The following is a 22,635-nucleotide window of genomic DNA, read 5'->3' on the forward strand; positions in this document are numbered from 1 at the left end:
TTCCCAAGTTCGGATGACCCAGTCGATATGTTTGCGCCTTTATTGAAGAAACTCTTTGGAAGCAAGAACGAGCGTGAAGTGAAGCGCATGGCCAAGCAGGTCCAGGCCATCAATGCGCTCGAGCCACAGATGGTGGCGCTTTCCGATGAGCAGTTGAAGGCCAAGACCGAGGAGTTCAAGGCGCGCCTGGCCAAGGGCGAGACGCTCGACCAGATCCTCCCGGAAGCATTCGCCGTGGCTCGCGAGGCGGGCAAGCGGGTCATGGGCATGCGCCACTTCGATGTGCAGCTGATCGGTGGTATGACGCTGCACGAAGGCAAGATCGCCGAGATGCGCACCGGTGAGGGCAAGACCCTGGTGGCGACCCTGGCCGTCTATCTGAACGCACTGTCCGGCAAAGGCGTGCATGTGGTCACGGTGAACGACTACCTGGCCCGTCGTGACGCGAACTGGATGCGCCCGCTGTACGAATTCCTTGGTCTGACTGTCGGCATCGTCTCGCCATTCCAGCCGCCGGAAGAGAAGCGCGCGGCATACGCGGCGGACATCACCTACGGCACCAACAACGAATACGGCTTCGACTACCTGCGCGACAACATGGCGTTCAGCCTGGACGAGAAGTTCCAGCGCGAGCTGAACTTCGCCGTGGTCGACGAAGTGGACTCCATCCTCATCGACGAAGCGCGTACTCCGCTGATCATCTCCGGCCAGGCCGAAGACAGCTCCGAGCTGTACATCAAGATCAACCAGCTGATCCCGCGCCTGAAGCGTCACATCGAGGAAGTCGAGGGCGAAGTGACCCAGCAGGGCCACTACAGCATCGACGAGAAGACCCGCCAGGTCGAACTGAACGAGCAGGGCCACCAGTTCGTCGAGGAAATGCTGACCCAGACCGGCCTGCTGGCCGAGGGCGAAAGCCTCTACTCCGCGCACAACCTGAGCCTGCTGACCCACGTCTACGCGGCACTGCGCGCGCATACACTGTTCCATCGCAACGTCGAATACATCGTGCAGGGCGACCAGGTCCTGCTGATCGACGAGCACACCGGCCGCACCATGCCGGGCCGCCGCCTGTCCGAGGGCCTGCACCAGGCGATCGAGGCCAAGGAGCGCCTGCCGATCCAGGCGGAAAGCCAGACCCTGGCTTCCACCACCTTCCAGAACTACTTCCGCCTTTACGCCAAGCTGTCCGGCATGACCGGTACCGCTGACACCGAGGCCTTCGAGTTCCGCCAGACCTATGGCCTCGACGTGGTGGTGATCCCGACCCATCGTGAGGTCGCGCGGAAGGACTTCAACGACCTGGTCTACCTGACCCAGGACGAGAAGTACGCAGCGATCATCAGCGACATCCAGCAGTGCCAGGCCCTTGGCCGGCCGATTCTGGTCGGTACCGCATCCATCGAGACGTCGGAGTACGTATCGCAGCTGCTGGAAAAGGCCGGTATCGAGCACAAGGTCCTGAACGCCAAGTACCACGAGAAGGAAGCCGAGATCATTGCCCAGGCCGGTCGTCCGGGCGCGGTGACCCTCGCCACCAACATGGCCGGTCGTGGTACCGACATTCTCCTCGGCGGCAACTGGGAGGCCGAAGTCGCCGCCCTGGAAAACCCCACCGACGAGCAGGTAGCGCAGATCAAGGCCGAGTGGCAGAAGCGTCACCAGCAGGTGATCGAGGCTGGCGGTCTGCACGTGATCGCTTCCGAGCGCCACGAATCCCGTCGTATCGACAACCAGCTGCGCGGCCGTGCCGGTCGCCAGGGCGACCCGGGCTCCAGCCGCTTCTACCTGTCGCTGGAAGACCACCTGATGCGCATCTTCGCCTCCGATCGGGTGAAGAATTTCATGAAGGCCCTGGGCATGCAGCAAGGCGAGGCCATCGAGCATCGCATGGTGAGCAACGCCATCGAGAAGGCGCAGCGCAAGGTCGAAGGCCGCAACTTCGACATCCGCAAGCAATTGCTCGAGTTCGACGACGTCGCCAACGAGCAGCGCAAGGTGATCTACCACATGCGCAACAGCCTGCTGGCGGCCGAAGACATCGGCGATACCATCGTCGAATTCCGCGAGGAAGTGCTGCACAACACCATCAGCGAACACATTCCGCCGCAATCGCTGCCGGAGCAGTGGGACATCGTCGGTCTGGAAGGTGCGCTGTACAGCGACTTCGGCCTGAAGCTGCCGATCCAGCAGTGGCTCGACGAAGACGAGAAACTCTACGAAGAGACCCTGCGCGAGAAGATCCTCAACGAGCTGATCGCCGCCTACAACGAGAAGGAAGAACTGGCCGGCGCCGAGGCGCTGCGCACCTTCGAGAAGCAGATGCTGCTGCGTGTGCTCGACGATCTGTGGAAAGAGCACCTGTCGACCATGGATCACCTGCGTCACGGTATTCACCTGCGTGGCTACGCGCAGAAGAACCCGAAGCAGGAATACAAGCGCGAGTCCTTCAACCTGTTCCAGGACCTGCTCAACTCCATCAAGCGCGACACCATCCGCGTGCTGTCCTTCGTCCAGGTTCGCCGCGAAGATCCGGCCGAGGAAGAAGCGCGCCTGCGCCGCGAGGCGGAGGAAATGGCCAAGCGCATGCAGTTCCAGCATGCCGCCGCGCCTTCCATGGAGCAGGCCGTGGTGGTCGAGGGCGACGAAGAACAGGAAGGCCCGGCACCGGTCGTGCCGCTGGAGCCGGTGCGCAACGAGCCGAAGATTGGCCGTAACGAGCCGTGCCCGTGCGGTTCCGGCAAGAAGTACAAGCATTGCCACGGCCAGGTGAACTGATTCATCGACCGTGATACCGACGCCGCGACCGGCCCAGCCGCTCGCGGCGTTTTCTCGCTTTCATCCCAACTCTGAAGGAGCTCGCCACATGGCTGTCGGTCTCGGCCCCATGCCCACCCTGCACCCGGTTCCCGGTTTCGAACTCGGTATCGCTTCCGCCGGCATCAAGCGCCCCGGTCGCAAGGACATCGTGGTGATGCGTTGCGCCGAAGGCTCCACCGTCGCCGGCGTGTTCACCACCAATGCCTTCTGTGCCGCGCCGGTGATCCTCTCCCGCAAGCGTTTCCTCGGTAACGTGCGCTACCTGCTGACCAACACCGGCAACGCCAACGCCGGCACCGGCGAGCCTGGCCTGGCCGCGGCTGCGCGGGCCTGCGCCAAGCTGGCCGAACTGGCCGGTGTCGACGAGAACGCGGTACTGCCGTATTCCACCGGCGTGATCGGCGAGCCGCTGCCGGTCGAGAAGATCGAAGCAGCCCTGCCGGCTGCCCTGGCCAACCTGTCGGTGGACAACTGGGCCGACGCCGCTGCCGGCATCATGACTACCGATACCCTACCGAAGGGCGCCAGCCGCCAGTTCGTGCATGACGGCGTGACCGTCACCGTGACCGGCATCAGCAAGGGCGCCGGGATGATCAAGCCGAACATGGCGACCATGCTCGGTTACATCGCCACCGACGCCAAGGTCGCTAAGGGCGTGCTGCAGGACCTGCTGCGCGATGCGTCGAACAAGTCGTTCAACCGCATCACCATCGACGGCGACACCTCCACCAACGACTGCTGCATGCTGATCGCCACCGGCCAGGCTGCACTGCCGGAAGTGACCCAGGCCAGTGGCGAGCTGTTCGCCGCGCTCAAGCAGGCCGTGCTGGATGTGTCCATGGAGCTGGCCCAGGCCATCGTCCGCGATGGCGAGGGCGCGACCAAGTTCGTCACCGTGCAGGTCAACGGCGGTGCCAACCACCAGGAGTGCCTGGATGTCGGCTACGCGGTTTCCCACTCCCCGCTGATCAAGACCGCGCTGTTCGCCTCCGACCCCAACTGGGGCCGTATCCTGGCGGCGGTTGGCCGTGCCGGGGTTCCGGACCTGGATGTCAGCAAGATCGACGTGTTCCTCGACGAGGTGTGCATCGCCAGCCGTGGCGGCCGCGCGGCCAGCTACACCGAGGACCAGGGCGCGCGGGTCATGGCCCAGGAAGAGATCACCATCCGCATCGAGCTGGGCCGTGGCGCCTGCAGCGAGACGATCTGGACCACCGACCTGTCCCACGAGTACGTGAAGATCAACGCGGAATACCGCACCTGATCTTCGGATTCCCGCTTTTCATGGGCCCATGAAAAGCGGGAATTTGTATTCGGCGCGCGCGGCTCCTATGGTCCTCTGAATGCGATGAACGAGGAGCGGCGCACATGTCCCTGACACTGGTGGTAGGCAGCAAGAACCTTTCTTCCTGGTCCCTGCGCGGCTGGCTGGCAATGCAGCTGACTGGCGCGGAGTTCGAGGAAATCCTCATCCCGCTGGACCAGCCGGATACCGCGAAACGCATCCGCGAACACTCCCCCAGCGGCAAGGTGCCGTTGCTGGAGTGCGAAGATGGGGCGATCTGGGATTCGCTGGCCATCGCCGAATACCTGGCCGAACGCTTCCCCGAAGCGCACATGTGGCCGCGCGGCGAGACGGCGCGGGCCCTGGCTCGTTCGGTGTGCGCCGAGATGCATAGCGGATTCACCGCCCTGCGCACGCACATGCCGATGAACCTGCAGCGCCATCGGGCGCTGGATGAGGTGCCGACGGAGGTCGAGGCGGATATCGCCCGCATCGTCGAGATATGGACGCTCTGCCGCCAGGGCTTCGGCCAGGACGGGCCGTTCCTGTTCGGCCACGCGAGCATCGCCGATGCCTTCTATGCGCCGATCGCCACGCGATTCCGCAGTTACCAGGTGGAACTGCCCGCGCTGGCCAAGGCCTATGTGGATACCATCTATCAGTGGTCGCTTTTCCAGCCCTGGCTGAATGCCGGTCTGGCCGAGCGGACCTGACGAGGAGCAACAGCAGTGAAACGAGTACATGTCGCCGCCGCCGTGATTCGCGGCGGTGATGGCCGGGTGCTGATCGCCCGGCGCCCCGACGACAAGCACCAGGGCGGTCTCTGGGAGTTTCCCGGCGGCAAGGTGGAGGAGGGCGAAGCGGTGCAGGTCGCCCTTGCCCGCGAGTTGCACGAGGAGCTGGGCATCGTCGTGGAAAAGGCCCGGCCCCTGATCCAGGTGCATCACGATTACCCGGACAAGCACGTGTTGCTGGATGTCTGGGAGGTTTCGGCGTTCACCGGCGAACCGCACGGCGCCGAAGGGCAGCCGCTGGCCTGGGTCAGCCCGCGCGAACTGCCCGGCTACGACTTCCCTGCGGCCAACGATCCGATCGTGCACGCCGCGAGGCTGCCGGATCGCTACCTGATCACCCCGGACGGCCTGGAGCCGCAGGTGCTCCTGCAAGGTATCAGGGCGGCCGTGGCCAACGGTTTCCGCCTGATCCAGCTACGCGCGCCGAACATGTTCAGCCCGGAGTACCGCGACCTGGCGGTGGACGCCATGGGCCTCTGTGCCGGCAAGGCGCAACTGATGCTGAAGGGCCCACTGGAATGGCTGGGCGACTTCCCCGCCGCCGGCTGGCACCTGACCGCCGAGCAACTGCGCAAGTACGCTGCCAGCGGCCGTCCGTTCCCGAAGGAGCGACTGCTGGCGGCTTCCTGCCATAGCGCCGAGGAACTGGCGTTGGCGACGCAGATGGGGGTGGACTTCGTCACCCTGTCGCCGGTGCAACCCACCGAGAGCCACCCGGGCGAGCCGGCGCTGGGCTGGGAAGCCGCGACCTCGCTGATCGCCGGCTTCAACCAGCCGGTATTCCTGCTCGGCGGCGTCGCCCCGCAGGACGTCGAGCGCGCCTGGCAGGCCGGAGCGCAAGGCGTGGCCGGCATCCGGGCGTTCTGGCCGGTCTAGCTAATGTTGCGATGGGTTCGCGAGCAGAGCTCGCTCCTACAAGAACGCGGTCCAACCACCTGTAGGAGCGAGCTCTGCTCGCGAACAATGGAGGGCAAGGAATGCCTATCTATCATGGCGGCCATCTGCGCCATGGCCGCTGTTCCGAGCCGGGCAGGCTCTATTCGATCACCGTCGTGACTGCGGGCCGGAAAGCGTTATTCCATGATTTCTTCCTCGGGCGAATCCTGGTGCACGAGTTGCATCAGGTTGAAGAACTCCGTCTGGCCCGCACACTTTGTTGGGTGGTGATGCCCGATCATTTGCATTGGCTTCTTGAGTTGGGCGAGTTGGAGCTGTCTGGGCTGCTCCAGCGGGTAAAGTCCCGCAGCGCCAAGGCCCTCAATCAGCGGCTTGGGAGAAGTGGAGCGGTTTGGCAGGCTGGTTTTCATGACCATTGCTTGCGTGGGGATGAAGACGTGCAGGCTGTCGCGCGCTACATAGTGGCCAATCCCTTGCGGGCTGGACTGGTCGAACGGCTATCCGACTACCCGTTATGGGACGCGATCTGGTTGTAGAGGGGTGGGTTCGCGAGCAGAGCTCGCTCCTACAAGAACGCGGTTCATCTACCTGTAGGAGCGAGCGCTGCTCGCGAATTGCGGAAGACCGTCAGGGTTTTTCCGCCGCTTGCCAGAGCACTTCCTTGACGCCCTGGCGGCGGGCGATGACGCGGGCGGCGACGAACAGCAGGTCGGATAGCCGGTTCAGGTAGCGCAGGCCGCAGCCTTCCAGCGGCTCCTCGGCGTTGAGTTGCTGGCAGCGGCGTTCGGCGTTGCGGGCCAGGCTGCGGCAGACGTGGGTCTGGGCCACCAGGCGGGAGCCTCCGGGGAGGATGAAGTTCTCCAGCGGGCCGACTTCCTCGTTCCAGACGTCGATGGCCTTCTCCAGGCGTTCCACTTCGCCATCATTCAGGGCCCGGTATTCCGGCATCGCCAGTTCGCCGCCGAGGTCGAACAGGCGGTGCTGGATCGGCGTCAGCACCCGGGTCACTTCATCCAGCGCGGCGCTGCGTGCATCGTGCAGTTCGGCGAGCAACAGGCCGAGCTGGCTGTTCAGTTCGTCCACGCTGCCGATGGCTTCGATGCGCGGATGATGCTTGGGCACGCGGCGACCGCCGGCCAGGCCGGTTTCGCCGGCGTCGCCGGTGCGGGTGTAGATCTTCGACAGGCGGTAACCCATGGTTCAGTGCTCCGTGTCCTGGTGCGCCGTGGATGGGGCTGGCGTGGCGCTGCCGGCTTCGCTGCTGAGCGGCAGGCGCAGGGTGAAGCAGGTGCCCTGGCCGAGTTCGGACTGCACCTCCATCTGCCCCTTGTGATTGTTGGTGATGATGAAGTACGAGACGGACAGGCCGAGGCCGGTGCCCTGGCCGACTTCCTTGGTGGTGAAGAACGGCTCGAAGATGCGCTTGCGGACATTTTCCGGCATGCCGCAGCCGTTGTCCTCCACCTGGATCTCCGCCCACGGCGGGTTCAGGCGCGTACGCAGGATGATCCGGCCCAGTTCGCCTTCTTCCTCGTCGTCGCGCAGGTGAATGGCCTGGGCGGCGTTCTTCAGCAGATTGAGGATGACCTGCTCGACTTCGTTGGCGATCACCGGAACCGGGCCGAGTTGCGGGTCGAACTGCTGGACGATCTGCACCGACTTGAAGTCGAATCCTCCGACCAGGTCGAAATCGTTGCCGGCGATCTCCACCGCCTGTTCCAGCAGGGCGGGCAGTTCGCAGGCAGTCATCTGCCGATTGCTGCGGCGGCTGAAGGAGAGCATGTGGGTGACGATCTTCGCCGCCCGTGAGCCGGCGTACTGGATGCCATCCAGCAGTTTCGGGATTTCCCGGCTCTCCAGGTAGTGATTGAGATCTTCCAGGGCGATGCCGACTTCCCCGGCGGTTTCCTGGTTCTTCGGCAGGTCAGGGGAGAGGCGCCGGCGGATGTTCTGCACGTTGTGCAGGATCGCCCCCAGCGGGTTGTTGATCTCGTGGGCCATGCCGGCGGCCAGGCCGCCTACCGAGAGCATTTTCTCCGACTGCACCATCATTTCTTCCATGCCCAGGCGCTCGGTGATGTCGTCGATGCGGATCACCGCGCCACGCCCGGTTCCACCCATCAGCGGGTAGAAGGTCAGGGAGTAGTGGCGTGGCGTGTCGGTCAGCGCCCAGGTCACGCGCTCCACCCGCTCGACCCGGTGCTGTTCGGCGGCGCGGGTGAGCTGCGGCAGGAACGGCTTGAGCGAGGGGAAGGCGAGGAATACCGGCTGGTTCACCGCGTCGTCCAGGCTGGTGCCGGAAAGCTGGCTGGCCTCCTGGTTCCACTGGGTCACGTAGAACTGCTCGTCCACCGCGATCAGCGCCGAGGGCATCGAGTCGATGATGCTGTTCAGGTAGTTCTGGAAGCCGGTGAGCTTCTTCTCGATCTTGCTGCGGACCTGGACTTCCAGTTCCAGCTTGCGGTTCGAGCGGCGGGTTTCCTCGGCCAGCGACTGCGCCTGTTCGACCGCTTCCTGGGCATCGTCGCGGGCGCGCTTGAGCTGCTGTTCGCGGGCCTCGATGCGGGTCAGCATGGTGTTGAAGGCATCGGACAGGCGGCCGATCTCGTCGGCGTTGCCGAGTTCGGCGCGCAGCGCGTAGTTCTCTTCGCGGGTGACCTGGCGCGACAGTTCTTCCAGATCGCGGATCGGCCGGGTGATCAGGCGGCGGATCTGCTGGGCGATGAGCATCCAGAGCAGCACGCTGGTGGCGAGGATCGCCAGGCTGGCGGTGAGCGTGCCGGTGTAGAAGGCGCCGGGCAGTTCGCTGCTGGCCACCAGCAGCAGGTAACCGCTGCTGCCGTTGGTCTGCGGCAGGGCGAACAGGGCATTGAGCCGGTACTCGCTGCGGCGCCAGCGTTCCAGGCGTTCCAGGCTGGCCGGCAGGCTCATCGAGCCTTCCCGGGGCAACTGGGCGATCCGCCGGCCGTTGGCGTCGTACAGCGCGGCGGCGCGCAGGGGCTGGTAGTCGCGCAGCTGTTCGAGGAGGGCGTTGGCCTGCTCGGGCGAGCTGAGCGCGGGCTCGCTCAGCGCCGGGTTGGCGATCAGCCGGCCGATGGTCTGCAGGGCTTCCGGCGCCACGCGGTCCTGGGAAATCCAGTAGGCGGCGCTGATGAAGGCCAGGTTGGCCACCAGCAGCACGGTGGCCAGCAGCACCAGCAAGGCGGCCAGGATCTTCTGGCCGACCGGCAGGTTCTCCAGGCGCTGGCGCAGGTTCATGAACGAGAGCATAGGCGCAGCCATGGGATTCGATGAGGCGGGCAGGGTAGCCCGCGCTCAGGCGTCGGGCAATCCACGTTGCCGCAGGCTTTCGCGCAGGCGTTGATGCAAGGCATGCAGGCGCGGCAGGGGCAGGCCGAGGCGGTCGCCCTCGGCGCAGGCATGGCCGAGCAGGTAGGCGATTTCGGTGCGGCGGCTTTGGGCGACGTCCTGGTACATCGACGAATAATTGGCCGCGGTCGCCGCGATCACGTGCTGGACTTCGCCATGCAGCTGCTCCGCCGCCTGTGGATAACCTCCAGCATGCAGCAACTTGCCCAGTTCGTCGCAGAGGCCGGCGACTTCGTCCGCATGCCCGGCCAGTTCGCCGTTGCGGCACTGGTGCAGCACGGTCAGCGGGTTGATTGCGCAGTTCATCGCCAGTTTGCGCCACAACCGTTCGAGGATGTCGTCGTTCCAGCCCACGGGAATCCCGGCGGACTTCAGCTCGTCCAGCCAGCCCGGCGCCGCGCCCTGCTGTTCGTCGCCGACCCAGGTCTGACCCTTGCCGGCGAAGACCACGCGGAAGTCGGCGGCGCGGAAGGCGCCTTCGGTGCTGGAGGCATACAGGCAGCGCGCGCGGGGCAGATGGCTGGCCACCGCCTGCTGGCTGCCGAGGCCGTTCTGCAACAGGATCAGTTCCGCCCCCGGCGCCAGACGCGCAGCCACGCTGGCGGCGGCCGCCTCGGCGTCGTAGGCCTTGCAGGCCAGCAGCAGACGCTGGATCTGGCCGGACTGGTCGGCGGTTTCCGCCGGGATCGGATAGAGGCTTTCCTGTCCGTCTTCGATCAGGCTGATGCCGCCGCAGGCGCGATAGGCATCGAGCCGCTGGCGGTCGCGCAGGAGCAGGCGCACGGGCTGGCCGGCGCGCGCCAGGCGCGCGGCCCACAGGCAGCCGAGGCTGCCGGCGCCGAGGATGTACCAGGTCATGGGTTGGTTTTTTGCCGGATTGCTGGGATAGGCGAAGTCTAGCGCAGGCCAGGGTCTGTTGACGTTTCGCTCCGGCCGCGACGAAACGTCAACAGATCCTCGTCATGCGGCTGGCATTGATTCGTCCACTGGCGTAGGACTCGGGCAGTAGTGTGCGGCCCTGTTCGAGCACGTCGTCGATGGTGGTCGGCAGCGCATGGGTATCCAGGCCGACCATGCCGATCCCGGCCTTGAGGGTGACGAAGCCCGTGCTGGTCTTGAACGCCTTGAGGTTGAGGCCGTCATGCAGGCGGCGGAAGCTGCTCGGCGAACACTCCTGCAGGTCGCCGAGCATGGCGACGAGGGCGAAATGCCGGTCGTCGATGCGCGCCAGTACGTCGAGCGGGCGCACCAGTTGCTGCAGGCGGCGGGCGACGCTATGGAGCAACTCATGGCTGATAGCTTCGCCATGCTGGACGGCGTGGCTGGCGAGCTCTGGAATGCCGATCAGCAGGTAGCACAATGCACCGCCGCGGGATTCCAGCTGGCGCAGGCTGTGCGCCAGCTTCTGCCGCAGGTAGCGCAGGTTGCCGAGGCCGGTGGGAGTATCGACCAGGTTGCGCTCCTCCAGGCGGGCGATGTTGTGGGTGAGCAGGCGGTTCTCCACCAGCAGGCGCTGCAGGGTGTTGCACAGGCGATCGGCGGCGAGCACGCGGGGCACCAGCTGTTCGCTCATCGAGGACTTGCTGATGAAGTCGTCCACGCCACGGTCGAAGGCCTCGGCGAGCGCCTTGTCGCCCTCCTTGCCGGTGAGCAGGATGATGTAGGTGTAGTGGTCGCCGTGCTCGTCGAGCTGGCGGATGCGCGAGGTGAGTTCCAGGCCGTCCATCTCCGGCATCATCCAGTCGGCCAGGACCACGCTGACCGGCTGCTCCTCCAGGCTCTGCAACGCCTCGTTGGCGCTGCTGGCGAAACGCACGTTCTGGTATCCCGCCTGGGACAGGGTGCGCCCGATCATGGCGCTGGAGAACTTGGCGTCGTCGACCACCAGGATGCTGAGGTTGTTGGTAGGCATTTGGAGGCTCGCAGGCAAGGTGGTACGCCTCTGCCGGGCGCACGCGTGACGGTCAGTTATAATGAGCGCGCATTTTTACCGTCAAGCCAGGCGCGCTCCCTTCTGTGAACCCGGTCGCGCCGCCCATCTGGAGAGATGACATGCCTTCGTTCGACGTGGTGTCCGAACTGGACAAGCACGAATTGACCAACGCCCTCGACAACGCCGCCAAGGAGCTCGACCGCCGTTTCGACCTGAAGGGCAAGTGCAGCTTCGAGCCCAAGGACAAGTCGGTCACCCTCACCGCCGAGGCCGATTTCATGCTTGAGCAGATGCTCGACATCCTGCGCGGCAACCTGATCAAGCGGAAGATCGACAGCCAGTGCATGGAGATCAAGGACGCCTATCCGTCCGGCAAGGTGGTCAAGCAGGAGGTGAACTTCCGCGAGGGCATCGACAAGGAGTTGGCGAAGAAGATCGTCGGCCTGATCAAGGACCGCAAGATGAAGGTGCAGGCCGCCATCCAGGGCGAGCAGGTACGGGTCACCGGCAAGAAGCGCGACGATCTGCAGGAAGCGATCGCCATGCTGCGCGGCGAATCGCTGGGCATGCCGCTGCAGTTCACCAATTTCCGCGACTGAGGGGGAACCTTAGGGTCTGTTGACGTTTCGTTCCGACCGCGACGGAGCCTGTTTTTGCGCGGGGCAAGGCGCGAGGAGAGTGGTTTGGTCATTCCAAATGAACGACGAGCAACGCGGCACCGCGCAAAAACAGGCCCGTCCCTTCGGGTTGCGCGGCAAATGGCGCCATGCGTCGTTGCGGGACTTGGCAAGGGAACGACCATTCCCTGCGTCCCGCGCCTAGCCTGGCGCCATTTGACGCAGCAACGCGGTTCGGAACGAAACGTCAACAGACCCTAACCATCCACTCGGCGTCGCATATGGCATCGAGTGGTCATTCTGCCGCCATGGCCACTGCCATGGCGGTTGCGTTTCATGCTGAAGAAAAGGGGGTTCCCATGGAATTCAACTACGACCAGATGCTAAAGCTTACCGAGACCTGGTTACCCATTGTGCTGGCCTACAGCGGGCAGATCCTGCTGGCCATCCTGACCCTGGCGATTGGCTGGTGGCTGATCAACGCCGTGACCAAGCGGGTCGGCCGGCTGCTCGCCGTGCAGCATGTGGACAGGACTCTGCAGGGCTTCATGGGCAGCCTGGTGAACATCATCCTGAAGGCCCTGCTGATCGTCAGCGTCGCCTCGATGATCGGCATCCAGACCACCAGCTTCGTCGCGGCCATCGGTGCCGCCGGCCTGGCCATCGGCCTGGCCCTGCAGGGCAGCCTGTCGAACTTCGCCGGCGGCGTGCTGATCCTGCTGTTCCGCCCGTTCAAGGTAGGCGACTGGATCGAGGCGCAGGGCGTGGCCGGTACCGTTGACTCGATCATGATCTTCCACACCGTGCTGCGCACCGGCGACAACAAGCGGGTGATCGTGCCCAACGGCAGCCTGTCCAACGGCACCATCACCAACTATTCGAGCGAGCCGCAGCGCAAGGTGGTCTTCGACATCGGGGTCGACTACAAGGCTGACCTGCAACTGGCCCGCAAGGTGCTGCTGGAACTGGCACAGGACCCGCGCGTGCTGCGCGATCCGGCGCCGGTGGCGGTGGTGAGCGCCCTGGGCGAGGGCAACATCACCCTGTCGTTGCGCGTCTGGGTGAAGAATGCGGACTACTGGGACGTGATGTTCATGTTCAACGAGAAGGCCCGCGGCGCCCTGGGCAAGCACGACATCGGCATTCCCTTCCCGCAGCGGGTAGTGAAGGTGGTGAAGGGCGAGATGCTGCTGGAGGAGTGACGCCTTCAGTGCTTCTGCAAGGAACAAGGGCCGGCTTATGCCGGCCCTTGCGTTTTCACGGTTCAGCTACGTTCGGCGCTGCCTTGCGGAGTCTCTTCCGGGGCGCCGTTGGTCTCGCCGCGGTTGCTTAGCCATAGCCAGACGATCAGCAGCAGGGTGGGCACGCCCAGCAGCGCGGTGAGCAGGAAGAAATGCTCGTAGCCCATGGATTCCACCATCCTGCCGGAGTAGCCGCCGACGAAGCGCGGCAGCAGCAGCATGGTGGAGCTGAGCATGGCGTACTGGGTCGCCGAGAACTTCAGGTTGGTCAGGCTCGACAGGTAGGCGACGAAGGCGGACGCCGCCAGGCCACCGCTGAAGTTGTCGAGCATGATGGTCAGCACGAACATGCTGACGTGGGGCTCGAACTGTGTCAGCAGGGTGAACACATCCTGGCCGAGGACGTTCGGGTCGGTGATCGTGCCCATCTGCGCCAGCATGGCGAACAGCACGTTGGTGGCCGCCGAGGCGGCACCGCCGAGGAACAGGATCGGCAGGATGCTGAAGCGGGCGATCAGCAGCCCGCCGGCGGCGGCGCCGATCAGCGTCATGACCACGCCGAACAGCTTGCTGACGCTGGCGATGATGTCCTTGGAGAAACCGGTGTCGATGTAGAAGACGCTGGCCATCACCCCCATCACCGTGTCCGACAGGCGATAGGTGGAGATCAGCCCGAGCAGCAGCAGCGCCTGCCAGCGATAGCGGCGGACGAACTCGGTGATGGGCGTCAGTACCGGCGCCATCAGCAGGCGGCCGGGGGCGGAGAAGCAGCTCAGGGCGATCAGCAGGTACATGCTGCCCAGCCACCACTTGTGCGCGCTGAAGGCGTTGGCCATCGCCGTGGTGGTGACCAGCAGGACGATCAGCACGATCACCGACACCGACTGGTGGACGAAGTCGAACTGCGGCAGACCCTTGCCGTGCACGGCCAGCAGCAGCGGGCGGCGCACTTTGGACAGCAGCTCGCGCACCGGGCGGATCTGCCGGCGGCCGTGGGGTGTCATGCACAGGCCGATGAATATCGCGTACAGCGCGGCGCGCGGCCAGGCAGTGTCCATCAGCGCGGTGATCATCGCCGGCACCGAGATCAGCAGCACCAGCAGTTGCAGCACGGACAGCACCTGGTGGTTGAAGGCGAAGGCCGAGCTGCCGGCCTGCGGCTGCACGTTCACTTCCGGCTCGCGGATCAGCAGGCTGGTGATCAGGCCGGGCAGCACGAGCAGGGCGAACAGCGCGTAGGTCAGGCCCCAGGCGGTCTGGCTGTAGTGCAGGTTGCTGGAGCCCAGCCATTCGGCGAGGAACAGCGCACCGGCGCTGGCCAGCAACAGGGAAATCCGGTAGCCGGTCATGTAGCAGGCGGCGAGGACGGCCTGGCGCTTGTTCTCGGCGATTTCCAGGCGATAGGCATCGATGGCGATGTCCTGGGTGGCGGAAGCGAAGGCCACCACCAGGGCCAGGCCGATCAGCACCGGCAGATGCGCCTGCGGATTGCACAGCGCCATGCCGAGCAGGCCGAGGCCGATCAGCGACTGCGAGAACACCAGCCAGGAGCGGCGCCGGCCGAGCTTGCCGATGTAGGGCAGGCGCCACTGGTCGAGCATCGGCGACCACACCCACTTGAAGGCGTAGACCAGACCCACCCAGCTGGCGAAACCGATGGTTTCCCGCGCCACGCCTGCTTCCCGCAGCCAGACCGAGAGGGTGTTGAACACCAGCATGGTCGGCAGGCCGGCGGCGAAGCCCAACAGGAGAAGCGCCAGACTGGCGGGAGACTTGAAGGCGATCAGCGCCTCTCGCCAGGATTGCTGTTTCATGCAGTTACTTCCAGCAAGAAAAAATTACCGCGCACTCTACTCGGACTGCTCCTGTCGAAGCCAGCCGTGTCGACGTACGTCCACACGATCATTATGGATTCTGACCCCCTCGGCACGCAGCCGGGCACGCTGTTCGTGCCCGGAAGGGCTGCCGGCGGGCAGGCTGATGCGCCCGCCGGCGGCGATCACCCGGTGCCAGGGCAGGCGGGTGCCCTCCGGCAACTGGCTGAGGATGCGTCCGACCAGCCGCGCCCCGCGCCCCAGGCCGGCGAGACGGGCCAGTTCGCCATAGCTGATCACCCGCCCCTCGGGAATCTCGGCGAGCACCAGGAACACCGCCTCGCGGCGCGCCTGCTGGCTTTCCAGGGGGTTGTGGGGGGTGCCGGAACTGCTCATGGACGGTCTCCGCTGATGTCCTTCATTCCTTTGTAGCCTGTTTGCCGGCGGCGCCGGCATTGGACCGCCGGCACCGTCCGGCGATCCTTGGGGCGACGGATGGTTCGTGCGGGCCATTCATCCGTCTGGCTGAACTCCCTGGAAGGAAGCCGGTCAGTCCTTGCTCTGGCGTCGGCTTTCCGGATAATGCCCGGCCCGTTTTCACATGGACCCAGATGAATCCTGCTCATGTTGTTGCGAAAACTGTTCTGTCTCATCCTCGTCTCGTTCCCGCTCTCCACCCTCGCCGATACCGTCTGGCTGAAGAATGGTGACCGCCTGACCGGCAAGATCAAGCTCTACGACGGCGGCAAGCTGCTGCTGAGCACCGACTATGGCGGGGATATCGCCCTCAAGTGGGACAAGATCGCCACCCTGGAAACCGACCAGAACCTGCTGGTCAAGCACGACGCCGCCACCGGCGAACACTCCCAGGGCCTGAAACCCGCGGAGCAGGGCAAGGTGACCCTGGTCAACGGCGCCGAACAGACGGTCGAGATGACCAGCATCGAGCAGATGATGCCACCCAAGCCGCTCGTCGAGGACTGGGTGTGGAACGGCAACATCGACTTCTCCCTCGAACGCAAGCACGCCGAGAACGATGTCGAGGACTACGACGTCGACCTGAAGACCAACGCCCGCCACGGCCGCTGGCGGCACAACCTGAAGGGCGAGTACAACCGCGAGAAGAAGGACGACGTGGTCGGCACCGACAACTACTCCGGCGAGTACGCCCTGGACCGCTTCCTCGACGAGCACTGGTTCTGGCAGGGCAGGGGCGAATACACGCGCGACATGATCGAGGACCTGGAGAAACAGCGCTCCATCGGTACCGGCCCGGGCTACCAGTTCTGGGACAACGAACTGGGCGCGTTCTCCATCGCCACCCTGGTCAACCGCAACGACTACGAATTCCGCGAGGCCGGCAAGGAGCACTTCTACTCCACCAGCCTGAAGTGGGACTACAACCGCTACCTGCTGGCCAAGCAGTTCGAGCTGTTCACCAACGGCGAGGTGGGCAAGCCGCTGGACTCGGTGGTCGATTACGCTCTGGAGAGCGAGGCGGGCATCCGCTACAAGCTGACGTCGTGGGCTTCGCTGAGCCTGAAGGCGGAGTGGGACAAGGTCGGCAGCAGCGAGGGCGACGTAGACCAGCGCCGCTATACCTTCGGCCTTGGCGTCGGCTGGTAACTGCGCTAGAAAAGAAAAAGCCCCGTTCTCACGGGGCTCTCGCTTCGCTGTCGACGTCTATTACAGACGCAGACCGCCGTCCAGCTCCAGGATACGACCGGTGTAGTAGTCGTTCTCGAGGATGTAGGCGACCGAGTGAGCGATCTCGTCCGGGCGGCCGAGGCGCTTGAGCGGGATGCCGGAGGTCATTTTCTCCAGGGCTTCCGGCTTCATGGCGTCGAGGATCTCGGTGGCGATGAAGCCCGGAGCCACGCCGGCGACACGGATGCCGTAGCGCGCCAGTTCCTTCGCCCACACCACGGTGTCGGCGGCGACGCCGGCCTTGGCCGCGGAGTAGTTGGCCTGCCCCAGGTTGCCCGCGCGGGAAACCGAGGAAATGTTGATGATCGCGCCCTGGCTTTTCTGCTCGATCATTTTCGCCGCCACTTCACGGGTGCAGAGGAACACACCGGTCAGGTTGACGTCGATCACCGATTGCCACTGGGCCAGCGACATCTTGCTCATCTCGCCGTCCTTGACCTTGATGGTCAGGCCGTCGCGGATGATGCCGGCGTTGTTCACCAGGCCGTGGATCGCACCGAAATCGCCGGCGACCTGCTCGACCATGTGCACTACCTGCTCTTCGTTGGCCACGTTGCAGATATAGGCACGGGCGTCGCCGCCGGCGGCCTTGCAAGCAGTCACCGCTTCGTCCAGTCTTTCACGGTTGAGGTCGACCAGAGCCAGTTTCGCACCCTTGGCTGCCAGGTACTCGCCCATCGCGCGGCCGAGACCCTGGCCACCGCCGGTGATGATGATGACCTTGTCTTTCAGTTGCATGTTGTAAACCCCTAAAAGCAGTTTCTGGTGGAGCCTCGCCGGCAGCTGCAAAAACTATTCTTCTTTATCTACCCGTCCGTTCGTGACGGCTTCTTTGCGAGGAGTCTTACGGTGAGTGTCAAAGCCGCCAAGCATGCCCGAGAATTGCTGCTCAAGGAATACCGTTCGGTGCTCTCCACCCAGTCGAAGAAGTGGGCGGGATACCCCTTCGGCTCCGTGGTGCCCTACTGCCTGGACGAAGCCGGGCGGCCGCTGATCCTGATCAGCCGGATCGCCCAGCACACCCGCAACCTGCAGGACGACCCGAAGTGTTCGATGCTGGTCGGCGAGCGCAATGCCGACGACATCCAGGCCGCCGGTCGCCTGACCCTGCTGGCCGAGGCCCGGCAGATCACCGATGCGGGCGCCATCGAAGCCGCGGCGCAGCGCTACTACCGCTATTTCCCCAGCTCGAAGGACTTCCACCGGGTCCATGACTTCGATTTCTGGGTGTTGGAGCCGGTGCAGTGGCGTTTCATCGGCGGTTTCGGCGATATCCACTGGATCGCCGCCGACAGCGTGCCGCTGGCCAATCCGTTCGTCGGCGAGGCCGAGACGAGCATGGTCGAGCACATGAACAGCGACCACGCCAATGCCATTGCCCACTACGTGGAACTGGCCGAACTGCCCGGCGGGGAGCCGGCGGAACTGGTGGGGATTGATACAGAAGGTTTCCACCTGCGCCTCGGCCAGACCCTGCACTGGCTGCCGTTCCCCGCGCCGTGCGGCAATCCTGGCGCGGTTCGCCAGGCGCTGGTGCAACTGGCGCGTGCGGAGGCCTGGCCGGGTACGGAAGTCATCCAGGCTTGAAATCGGGGGCGGCGGCTCCACGTTGTTAGTATTCGGGCCGCCGCCCGCTTAGGATCTATCAATGCGCGTTTCCCTGTTTTCCCTGTTGTTGTTCCCGCTGGTCGAACTGGCCGTCCTGATCAAGGTCGGCAGTGTCATCGGCGTCGGCTGGACCCTGTTCCTGATCATCGCCAGCGCCTTCGTCGGTGCCGCCCTGCTGCGTGTGGCCGGCCTGGCGACTGCCCTGCGTGCCCGCGAGCGCCTGGCTCGCGGCGAGCTGCCCGAGCAGGAGATGCTCGAAGGCCTGCTGATCGCGATCGGTGGCGGCCTGCTGATGCTGCCGGGCTTCATCAGCGACATCCTCGGCCTGTTCTGCCTCATTCCGTTCACCCGCCGCCTGCTGCTCAAGCGCGTCCGTCAGCGCATGCAGGAGCAGGCACTGCGCCAGCGCGCCTTCGCCGACGATCCGCAGGCACGCGATGCCGCCGGGCCTCAGCGCCCGAACGTGATCGAAGGCGAGTACCAGCGCCGCGACAACGATCGTCTGCGCTGAAAAATTTTTCGGTGCTGCCCTTGAAACATCCACCTGCGACCTCATGTAGCAGTCACCGCAAGGTCCCTGTCGAACGGACAGGCTGTCTTATGCGATTCGCCCGTCGGGTCGCTAGCCGGCCATGCTGGCCTTAAAAAACTTGCCGGACACCTGATCCGGCCGTTGGAAACCACTGTTTGGGAGAGTTACGACTATGAAGCTTCGTCCTCTGCATGATCGCGTCGTCATCCGTCGCAGCGAGGAAGAAACCAAGACCGCAGGCGGCATCGTGCTGCCGGGTTCTGCCGCCGAGAAGCCGAACCGCGGTGAAGTGGTAGCTGTAGGCACCGGCCGTGTGCTGGACAACGGCGAAGTGCGCGCTCTGGCAGTGAAAGTGGGTGACAAGGTGGTGTTCGGTCCGTACTCCGGCAGCAACGCAATCAAAGTCGATGGCGAAGAACTGCTGGTGATGGGCGAGTCCGAGATTCTCGCCGTTCTGGAAGACTGATCCGTCCGCCCATTCCCGTTTTCACCGCATACGAATTAGAGGAAAGAGAACATGGCTGCCAAAGAAGTCAAATTCGGCGATTCCGCTCGCAAGAAAATGCTGGTCGGCGTGAACGTGCTCGCCGACGCCGTCAAGGCCACCCTCGGCCCGAAAGGTCGTAACGTGGTTCTGGACAAGTCCTTCGGCGCTCCGACCATCACCAAGGATGGCGTTTCCGTTGCCAAGGAAATCGAACTGAAAGACAAGTTCGAGAACATGGGCGCCCAACTGGTGAAAGACGTTGCCTCCAAGGCCAACGACGCTGCCGGTGACGGCACCACCACCGCTACCGTCCTGGCCCAGGCCATCGTCAACGAAGGCCTGAAGGCCGTTGCCGCCGGCATGAACCCGATGGACCTGAAGCGCGGCATCGACAAGGCCACCATCGCCATCGTCGCCCAGCTGAAAGACCTGGCCAAGCCGTGCACCGACACCAAGGCCATCGCCCAGGTCGGCACCATCTCCGCCAACTCCGACGAGTCCATCGGTGAAATCATCGCCGAAGCCATGGACAAAGTCGGTAAAGAAGGCGTGATCACCGTCGAAGAAGGCTCGGGCCTGGAAAACGAACTGTCCGTCGTGGAAGGCATGCAGTTCGACCGTGGCTACCTGTCGCCCTACTTCGTGAACAAGCCGGACACCATGGTTGCCGAGCTGGAAGGCCCGCTGCTGCTGCTGGTCGACAAGAAAATCTCCAACATCCGCGAAATGCTGCCGGTGCTGGAAGCTGTCGCCAAGGCCGGCCGTCCGCTGCTGATCGTTGCTGAAGACGTCGAAGGCGAAGCCCTGGCTACCCTGGTCGTCAACAACATGCGTGGCATCGTCAAGGTCGCAGCCGTCAAGGCTCCGGGCTTCGGCGACCGTCGCAAGGCCATGCTGCAGGACATCGCCATCCTGACCGGCGGTACCGTCATCTCCGAAGAAGTCGGTCTGAGCCTGGAAGGCGCCACCCTGGAGCACCTGGGTAACGCCAAGCGCGTCGTGCTGAGCAAGGAAAACACCACCATCATCGATGGCGCCGGCGCGCAAGCCGACATCGAAGCTCGCGTCCTGCAGATCCGCAAGCAGGTCGAAGAGACTTCCTCCGACTACGACCGCGAGAAGCTGCAAGAGCGTCTGGCCAAGCTGGCTGGCGGTGTTGCCGTGATCAAGGTTGGCGCTGCCACCGAAGTCGAGATGAAAGAGAAGAAAGCCCGCGTTGAAGACGCCCTGCACGCTACCCGTGCTGCGGTGGAAGAAGGCGTGGTTCCTGGCGGTGGCGTGGCCCTGGTGCGCGCTCTGCTGGCCATCGAAGGCCTGCAAGGCGACAACGAAGACCAGAACGTCGGTATCGCCCTGCTGCGTCGCGCTGTCGAAGCTCCGCTGCGCCAGATCGTCGCCAACGCCGGTGACGAGCCGAGCGTGGTAGTCGACAAGGTCAAGCAAGGTTCCGGCAACTTCGGCTACAACGCTGCTACCGGCGTGTACGGCGACATGATCGAGATGGGTATCCTCGATCCGGCCAAGGTCACCCGTTCGGCTCTGCAAGCTGCAGCCTCGATCGGCGGCCTGATGGTCACCACCGAAGCCATGGTTGCCGAAGTGGTCGACGACAAAGCCGGCCCGTCCATGCCGGACATGGGCGGCATGGGTGGCATGGGCGGCATGATGTAATCAGCCTCCCGGCACCTGCTGTAGAAAGAGCCCCGCCTTAGTGCGGGGCTTTTTCGTTTCTCCGTAGGTTGGGCTGAGGTACGAAGCCCAACGATTTTCCCCGGCGCGTGCTGATGTTGGGCTTCGCTGTGCTCAGCGCCAACCTACGAAAGAGGAGGTCCCGCCTTGCGCGGGGCTTTTTCGTGGGCGGCTGTTTATGCCAACATGCCGCACAGGAGATGGCATTCCTCCTTCAACCGCCCCTCGTGGCTGATGATGCCTACGCATTGACCTGGAAAGGCGCGTAGGCGCTCGCCTGCAGCCTGTCCGGAACTCTCCGCTCGCAAGGACAGGAAAACATGTGGAAATCCATTCTCGCCATTGCCCTCGGCGCCGCGCTCGGTGCGTTGCTGCGCTGGGTGCTCGGTCTCAAGCTGAATACGCTGCTGCCGTCGGTTCCGCCCGGAACCCTGGTCGCCAATCTGGTCGGCGGCTACATCATCGGCGCGGCCATCGCCTTTTTCGCCAATACTCCGGGGATCGCGCCAGAATGGCGGCTGCTGATCATCACCGGCTTCTGCGGCGGCCTCACCACCTTCTCCACCTTTTCCGCCGAGGTGGTGACCCTGCTGCAGCAGGGCCGGCTGGTCTGGGCAATGGGCGCCATCGCCACCCATGTGGCCGGGTCGCTGGCCATGACGCTGCTGGGCCTGTTCTCGGTCCAGTGGATGATGAGCAGGTAGCTGTCGGGAGGTAGCCATGAACGGGTTTCAACTGACCTTCCTCACCCAGCAGGACCGCCGTCACGATGGCCTGCCGCTGGCGCAATGGCTGCTCGAAGAGGCCCGCCGCCAGGGCATTCGCGGCGCCACCCTGGTATCGGCCAGCGAAGGTTTCGGCAAGACCGGGCGAATCCATGCCGCGCATTTCTTCGAGCTGACCGACCAGCCGCAGGAGGTGCTGATGGCGGTGACGGCGGAAGAGGCCGACCGGCTCTTCGAAAAGCTGCGTGCCGTGGGGGTGAAGCTGTTCTACATGAAGACGCCGATCGAATTCGGCGTGCTCGGCGACTGACAGCGGCGCCTTCTCAGTCGGCAGCTTTCCACGTCCGGATGACCGTCCGTTCGCCGGCTGACGCGGGGCGATACAGCAGCAACGCATACAGCCCCAGGCAGATTACCCAGTCGAGCAGCGCCGTCCAGACATTGTGCGAGAGGAAGTGCGCCCCCTGCGCCATGCGCGACAGCGAGAACAGGCAGCCGAGGCCGAAGGCCAGCCAGAAGGCCTGGCGCGCCAGTTTCGGCTTGCGGTCGCGCAGGGCGAAGTACAGGGCGAACAGGACGAACCCCGAGGAGGCATGGCCGCCCGGCCAGCAGCGTCCCGGGTGATCGGTGGGCGGGCGTGGACTGAGCAGCGAACTGTAGGTCTCCTTGCCGCCGAACTGAGCCAGGTCCCACGGGCACTGCACCGCCGTCAGCACCTTGAGCGGCGTCACCACGCTGGCGGCGATCCCCATCGACAGCACGAGATAACCCAGCGGGCGGCTGAGATGCCGCCAGGGCTTGTGGATCACCCCGGCAAGGCTGGCAGCCAGGGCCAGCACGCCAAGCAGTATGATCAACTGCTTGGCGCGGTCATGCAGGACGTTTTCCAGGAACCAGCTGTGCCTGCCGATGAAGCCGCTACCCGGCTGGTACATCCAGTTCGCCAGCGCAAGATCGAGGCTGACCGGCTCGACGATCAGCAGCAGCGCCATCAGGCCGAGTGGAAGGGCGAGCGCCCACCCATAGTTGAGCGGGCGAGAAGGCAGAAAGGCGCGTGTTGAAGGCATGGGCATTCACATGGATCGGCGTGCAGAATTGCGCCAGCCTGCTCCCGCCG

21 protein-coding genes, 1 pseudogene and 1 riboswitch are annotated in these 22,635 nt (G+C 64.5%); of the genes and pseudogenes, 14 read left to right on the plus strand and 8 right to left on the minus strand.

Annotated elements, in window-relative coordinates:
- Positions 1-27 precede the first annotated feature (27 nt).
- From secA to JFY56_RS20695, 5 genes are all read left to right on the plus strand, one after another.
- Positions 28-2,778: a preprotein translocase subunit SecA gene (gene secA, locus JFY56_RS20675; RefSeq protein WP_208316028.1), complete on the plus strand. Its 2,751-nt coding sequence runs from the start codon at positions 28-30 to the stop codon at positions 2,776-2,778.
- Between the two features lie 88 nt (positions 2,779-2,866).
- Complete coding sequence (gene argJ / locus JFY56_RS20680; protein ID WP_208316029.1) at positions 2,867-4,084, plus strand: bifunctional glutamate N-acetyltransferase/amino-acid acetyltransferase ArgJ; 1,218 nt, start codon at positions 2,867-2,869, stop codon at positions 4,082-4,084.
- Positions 4,085-4,188: 104 nt separating this feature from the next.
- The gene (locus JFY56_RS20685; protein ID WP_208316030.1) at positions 4,189-4,818 is read left to right on the plus strand and encodes a glutathione S-transferase family protein; all 630 of its coding nucleotides are present in this window, start codon (positions 4,189-4,191) and stop codon (positions 4,816-4,818) included.
- Positions 4,819-4,833: 15 nt separating this feature from the next.
- A complete protein-coding gene (locus JFY56_RS20690; RefSeq protein WP_208316031.1) occupies positions 4,834-5,775 on the plus strand; it encodes a Nudix family hydrolase in 942 nt (313 codons plus the stop codon).
- Between the two features lie 101 nt (positions 5,776-5,876).
- Positions 5,877-6,332 carry an REP-associated tyrosine transposase gene (locus JFY56_RS20695; RefSeq protein WP_208316032.1) on the plus strand — a complete coding sequence of 152 codons (456 nt, stop codon included), beginning with the start codon at positions 5,877-5,879 and terminating at the stop codon, positions 6,330-6,332.
- 91 nt (positions 6,333-6,423) lie between these two features.
- Here the strand turns inward: JFY56_RS20695 and JFY56_RS20700 are convergent, their stop codons facing one another.
- The 4 genes from JFY56_RS20700 to JFY56_RS20715 all read right to left on the minus strand — a co-directional run bounded on the left by JFY56_RS20700 (position 6,424) and on the right by JFY56_RS20715 (position 11,077).
- Positions 6,424-6,993 carry a cob(I)yrinic acid a,c-diamide adenosyltransferase gene (locus JFY56_RS20700; protein ID WP_208316033.1) on the minus strand — a complete coding sequence of 190 codons (570 nt, stop codon included), beginning with the start codon at positions 6,991-6,993 and terminating at the stop codon, positions 6,424-6,426.
- 3 nt (positions 6,994-6,996) lie between these two features.
- On the minus strand, positions 6,997-9,054 hold the full coding sequence (locus JFY56_RS20705; protein WP_208316184.1) for a sensor histidine kinase: 2,058 nt from the start codon (positions 9,052-9,054) through the stop codon (positions 6,997-6,999).
- Positions 9,055-9,111: 57 nt separating this feature from the next.
- Positions 9,112-10,023: a putative 2-dehydropantoate 2-reductase gene (locus JFY56_RS20710; RefSeq protein ID WP_208316034.1), complete on the minus strand. Its 912-nt coding sequence runs from the start codon at positions 10,021-10,023 to the stop codon at positions 9,112-9,114.
- An 88-nt stretch (positions 10,024-10,111) separates the two neighbouring features.
- Entirely contained in the window at positions 10,112-11,077 is a 966-nt protein-coding gene (locus tag JFY56_RS20715) for a response regulator (RefSeq protein ID WP_208316035.1), read from the minus strand.
- A gap of 140 nt (positions 11,078-11,217) precedes the next feature.
- Here JFY56_RS20715 and JFY56_RS20720 point away from each other — a divergent pair, with 140 nt between their 5' ends.
- Complete coding sequence (locus JFY56_RS20720; protein WP_208316036.1) at positions 11,218-11,697, plus strand: YajQ family cyclic di-GMP-binding protein; 480 nt, start codon at positions 11,218-11,220, stop codon at positions 11,695-11,697.
- Between the two features lie 377 nt (positions 11,698-12,074).
- Positions 12,075-12,917 (plus strand): mechanosensitive ion channel family protein, encoded by an 843-nt coding sequence (locus JFY56_RS20725; protein ID WP_208316037.1) that lies wholly within the window; start codon positions 12,075-12,077, stop codon positions 12,915-12,917.
- A 62-nt stretch (positions 12,918-12,979) separates the two neighbouring features.
- Here the strand turns inward: JFY56_RS20725 and JFY56_RS20730 are convergent, their stop codons facing one another.
- Both JFY56_RS20730 and JFY56_RS20735 read right to left on the minus strand, forming a co-directional pair.
- A complete protein-coding gene (locus JFY56_RS20730; protein WP_208316038.1) occupies positions 12,980-14,770 on the minus strand; it encodes an AmpG family muropeptide MFS transporter in 1,791 nt (596 codons plus the stop codon).
- Positions 14,771-14,806: 36 nt separating this feature from the next.
- Positions 14,807-15,166, minus strand: coding sequence for an MGMT family protein (locus tag JFY56_RS20735; protein WP_208316039.1), 360 nt, complete (start codon positions 15,164-15,166; stop codon positions 14,807-14,809).
- Positions 15,167-15,388: 222 nt separating this feature from the next.
- Between JFY56_RS20735 and JFY56_RS20740 the strand changes: the two genes are divergently transcribed.
- Positions 15,389-16,396, plus strand: coding sequence for a DUF481 domain-containing protein (locus tag JFY56_RS20740; protein ID WP_208316185.1), 1,008 nt, complete (start codon positions 15,389-15,391; stop codon positions 16,394-16,396).
- Positions 16,397-16,456: 60 nt separating this feature from the next.
- Here the strand turns inward: JFY56_RS20740 and JFY56_RS20745 are convergent, their stop codons facing one another.
- On the minus strand, positions 16,457-17,215 hold the full coding sequence (locus tag JFY56_RS20745) for an SDR family oxidoreductase (RefSeq protein WP_208316040.1): 759 nt from the start codon (positions 17,213-17,215) through the stop codon (positions 16,457-16,459).
- A gap of 111 nt (positions 17,216-17,326) precedes the next feature.
- Here JFY56_RS20745 and JFY56_RS20750 point away from each other — a divergent pair, with 111 nt between their 5' ends.
- From JFY56_RS20750 to JFY56_RS20775, 6 genes are all read left to right on the plus strand, one after another.
- On the plus strand, positions 17,327-18,064 hold the full coding sequence (locus JFY56_RS20750; protein ID WP_208316041.1) for a HugZ family pyridoxamine 5'-phosphate oxidase: 738 nt from the start codon (positions 17,327-17,329) through the stop codon (positions 18,062-18,064).
- Between the two features lie 61 nt (positions 18,065-18,125).
- The gene (locus JFY56_RS20755; RefSeq protein WP_208316042.1) at positions 18,126-18,596 is read left to right on the plus strand and encodes an FxsA family protein; all 471 of its coding nucleotides are present in this window, start codon (positions 18,126-18,128) and stop codon (positions 18,594-18,596) included.
- A 193-nt stretch (positions 18,597-18,789) separates the two neighbouring features.
- Complete coding sequence (locus tag JFY56_RS20760) at positions 18,790-19,083, plus strand: co-chaperone GroES (RefSeq protein WP_003094064.1); 294 nt, start codon at positions 18,790-18,792, stop codon at positions 19,081-19,083.
- Between the two features lie 51 nt (positions 19,084-19,134).
- Positions 19,135-20,775: a chaperonin GroEL gene (gene groL / locus JFY56_RS20765; protein WP_208316043.1), complete on the plus strand. Its 1,641-nt coding sequence runs from the start codon at positions 19,135-19,137 to the stop codon at positions 20,773-20,775.
- 205 nt (positions 20,776-20,980) lie between these two features.
- Positions 20,981-21,044: riboswitch (Fluoride riboswitch) on the plus strand.
- Positions 21,045-21,113: 69 nt separating this feature from the next.
- Positions 21,114-21,497, plus strand: coding sequence for a fluoride efflux transporter CrcB (crcB, locus tag JFY56_RS20770; RefSeq protein WP_208316044.1), 384 nt, complete (start codon positions 21,114-21,116; stop codon positions 21,495-21,497).
- Positions 21,498-21,513: 16 nt separating this feature from the next.
- Positions 21,514-21,828, plus strand: a complete 315-nt coding sequence (locus JFY56_RS20775) for a DUF190 domain-containing protein (RefSeq protein ID WP_208316045.1) — start codon at positions 21,514-21,516, stop codon at positions 21,826-21,828.
- On the opposite strand, the pseudogene JFY56_RS20780 reads toward JFY56_RS20775, so the two are convergent.
- Positions 21,786-22,585, minus strand: a pseudogene (locus tag JFY56_RS20780) (phosphatase PAP2 family protein). The gene JFY56_RS20775 and the pseudogene JFY56_RS20780 sit on opposite strands and share 43 nt — an antisense overlap.
- Positions 22,586-22,635 lie beyond the last annotated feature (50 nt).

The organism is Pseudomonas schmalbachii (assembly GCF_017589465.1).
In the GTDB taxonomy this organism is placed as follows: domain Bacteria; phylum Pseudomonadota; class Gammaproteobacteria; order Pseudomonadales; family Pseudomonadaceae; genus Pseudomonas; species Pseudomonas schmalbachii.

Coding starts and splice junctions, on each gene's coding strand:
- secA (WP_208316028.1), top strand. CDS start 28: ATGTTTGCGCCTTTATTGAAGAAACTCTTTGGAAGCAAGAACGAGCGT.
- argJ (WP_208316029.1), top strand. CDS start 2,867: ATGGCTGTCGGTCTCGGCCCCATGCCCACCCTGCACCCGGTTCCCGGT.
- JFY56_RS20685 (WP_208316030.1), top strand. CDS start 4,189: ATGTCCCTGACACTGGTGGTAGGCAGCAAGAACCTTTCTTCCTGGTCC.
- JFY56_RS20695 (WP_208316032.1), top strand. CDS start 5,877: ATGCCTATCTATCATGGCGGCCATCTGCGCCATGGCCGCTGTTCCGAG.
- JFY56_RS20700 (WP_208316033.1), bottom strand. CDS start 6,993: ATGGGTTACCGCCTGTCGAAGATCTACACCCGCACCGGCGACGCCGGC.
- JFY56_RS20705 (WP_208316184.1), bottom strand. CDS start 9,054: ATGAACCTGCGCCAGCGCCTGGAGAACCTGCCGGTCGGCCAGAAGATC.
- JFY56_RS20710 (WP_208316034.1), bottom strand. CDS start 10,023: ATGACCTGGTACATCCTCGGCGCCGGCAGCCTCGGCTGCCTGTGGGCC.
- JFY56_RS20715 (WP_208316035.1), bottom strand. CDS start 11,077: ATGCCTACCAACAACCTCAGCATCCTGGTGGTCGACGACGCCAAGTTC.
- JFY56_RS20720 (WP_208316036.1), top strand. CDS start 11,218: ATGCCTTCGTTCGACGTGGTGTCCGAACTGGACAAGCACGAATTGACC.
- JFY56_RS20725 (WP_208316037.1), top strand. CDS start 12,075: ATGGAATTCAACTACGACCAGATGCTAAAGCTTACCGAGACCTGGTTA.
- JFY56_RS20730 (WP_208316038.1), bottom strand. CDS start 14,770: ATGAAACAGCAATCCTGGCGAGAGGCGCTGATCGCCTTCAAGTCTCCC.
- JFY56_RS20735 (WP_208316039.1), bottom strand. CDS start 15,166: ATGAGCAGTTCCGGCACCCCCCACAACCCCCTGGAAAGCCAGCAGGCG.
- JFY56_RS20745 (WP_208316040.1), bottom strand. CDS start 17,215: ATGCAACTGAAAGACAAGGTCATCATCATCACCGGCGGTGGCCAGGGT.
- JFY56_RS20755 (WP_208316042.1), top strand. CDS start 18,126: ATGCGCGTTTCCCTGTTTTCCCTGTTGTTGTTCCCGCTGGTCGAACTG.
- JFY56_RS20760 (WP_003094064.1), top strand. CDS start 18,790: ATGAAGCTTCGTCCTCTGCATGATCGCGTCGTCATCCGTCGCAGCGAG.
- groL (WP_208316043.1), top strand. CDS start 19,135: ATGGCTGCCAAAGAAGTCAAATTCGGCGATTCCGCTCGCAAGAAAATG.
- crcB (WP_208316044.1), top strand. CDS start 21,114: ATGTGGAAATCCATTCTCGCCATTGCCCTCGGCGCCGCGCTCGGTGCG.
- JFY56_RS20775 (WP_208316045.1), top strand. CDS start 21,514: ATGAACGGGTTTCAACTGACCTTCCTCACCCAGCAGGACCGCCGTCAC.